Raw genomic sequence first — 1,863 nt, 5'->3', positions numbered from 1 at the left:
CTGACCCCATGCCGAACTCAGAAGTGAAACGCCGTAGCGCCGATGGTAGTGTGGGGTCTCCCCATGCGAGAGTAGGGAACTGCCAGGCATCAAATTAAGCGAAAGGCCATCAGTCACGATGGCCTTTTTGCGTTGGTGAAAAAAATGCCGGGTGCGACGCTGGCGCGTCTTCTCCAGCCTGGGCAGGCACGGCAGGGGCGGCTTATTCCCCCACATACGCCAGATTCAGCAACGGATACGGTTTCCCCAAATCGTCCACCTCAGAGCGTCCCGTAACCTTAAAACCCACCTTCTTATAGAACCCAACCGCCTGCTCATTTTGCTCATTAACGTTGGTTGTCAGTTCCGGTGCCATCGAGAGCGCATGCTCCACCAGCATCCGACCCACGCCGCAGCCGCACACATCAGGATCGATAAACAGCGCATCCATATGCTGCCCACTTAACAACATAAACCCAACCGGCTGATCCCGTTCATTAACCGCGACCCACAACGGTGCTTCCGGCAGAAAGGAACGAACCAGCTCTTCCAGCTCGGCCCGATACTCTGCTGATAAAAAATCGTGGGTGGCATCGACAGATCGACACCAAATCGCAACGAGTTCCTCCCCTTCCTCATGCCGTGAGCGGCGAATACTAATAACCATTTTCTCTCCTTTTAGTCATTCTTATATTCTAACGTAGTCTTTTCCTTGAAACTTTCTCACCTTCAACATGCAGGCTCGACATTGGCAAATTTTCTGGTTATCTTCAGCTATCTGGATGTCTAAACGTATAAGCGTATGTAGTGAGGTAATCAGGTTATGCCGATTCGTGTGCCGGACGAGCTACCCGCCGTCAATTTCTTGCGTGAAGAAAACGTCTTTGTGATGACAACTTCTCGTGCGTCTGGTCAGGAAATTCGTCCACTTAAGGTTCTGATCCTTAACCTGATGCCGAAGAAGATTGAAACTGAAAATCAGTTTCTGCGCCTGCTTTCAAACTCACCTTTGCAGGTCGATATTCAGCTGTTGCGCATCGATTCCCGTGAATCGCGCAACACGCCCGCAGAGCATCTGAACAACTTCTACTGTAACTTTGAAGATATTCAGGAACAGAACTTTGACGGTCTGATTGTAACCGGTGCGCCGCTGGGCCTGGTGGAGTTTAATGATGTCGCTTACTGGCCGCAGATCAAACAGGTGCTGGAGTGGTCGAAAGATCACGTCACCTCGACGCTGTTTGTCTGCTGGGCGGTACAGGCCGCGCTCAATATCCTCTACGGCATTCCTAAGCAAACTCGCACCGACAAACTCTCTGGCGTTTACGAGCATCATATTCTCCATCCTCATGCGCTTCTGACGCGTGGCTTTGATGATTCATTCCTGGCACCACATTCGCGCTATGCTGACTTTCCGGCAGCGTTGATTCGTGATTACACCGATCTGGAAATTCTGGCAGAGACGGAAGAAGGGGATGCATATCTGTTTGCCAGCAAAGATAAGCGCATTGCCTTTGTGACGGGCCATCCCGAATATGATGCGCAAACGCTGGCGCAGGAATATTTCCGCGATGTGGAAGCCGGACTAGGCCCGGAAGTACCGTATAACTATTTCCCGCACAATGATCCGCAAAATACACCGCGAGCGAGCTGGCGTAGTCACGGTAATTTGCTGTTTACCAACTGGCTCAACTATTACGTCTATCAGATCACGCCATACGATCTACGGCACATGAATCCAACGCTGGATTAATCTTCTGTGATAGTCGATCGTTAAGCGATTCAGCACCTTACCTCAGGCACCTTCGGGTGCCTTTTTTATTTCCGAAACGCACCTCAGGAGGTGAATAAATTTTATTCATATTGTTATCAATAAGTTATCAA

General features: G+C 50.2%; 2 protein-coding genes and 1 rRNA gene. 2 read left to right on the top strand and 1 reads right to left on the bottom strand.

All coding sequences use genetic code 11. The annotated features are described in order from the left end of the window. A 5S ribosomal RNA gene (gene rrf / locus E0D98_RS23780) occupies nucleotides 1–88 on the top strand; the annotation flags it as partial. 114 nt (nucleotides 89–202) lie between these two features. Here rrf and E0D98_RS23775 read toward each other — a convergent pair. After that, complete coding sequence (locus E0D98_RS23775; RefSeq protein WP_000236974.1) at nucleotides 203–646, bottom strand: acetyltransferase; 444 nt, start codon at nucleotides 644–646, stop codon at nucleotides 203–205. A gap of 156 nt (nucleotides 647–802) precedes the next feature. Between E0D98_RS23775 and metA the strand changes: the two genes are divergently transcribed. After that, nucleotides 803–1,732: a homoserine O-succinyltransferase gene (gene metA / locus E0D98_RS23770; RefSeq protein WP_001122789.1), complete on the top strand. Its 930-nt coding sequence runs from the start codon at nucleotides 803–805 to the stop codon at nucleotides 1,730–1,732. Nucleotides 1,733–1,863 lie beyond the last annotated feature (131 nt).

The organism is Escherichia sp. KCJ4928 (assembly GCF_004352695.1).
Lineage (GTDB): Bacteria > Pseudomonadota > Gammaproteobacteria > Enterobacterales > Enterobacteriaceae > ECMA0423.
This window is presented reverse-complemented; position numbering and strand designations above follow the sequence as displayed.

Excerpts from the sequence above, each read along its gene's own strand:
- E0D98_RS23775 (WP_000236974.1), bottom strand. The coding sequence starts at position 646 with ATGGTTATTAGTATTCGCCGCTCACGGCATGAGGAAGGGGAGGAACTC.
- metA (WP_001122789.1), top strand. The coding sequence starts at position 803 with ATGCCGATTCGTGTGCCGGACGAGCTACCCGCCGTCAATTTCTTGCGT.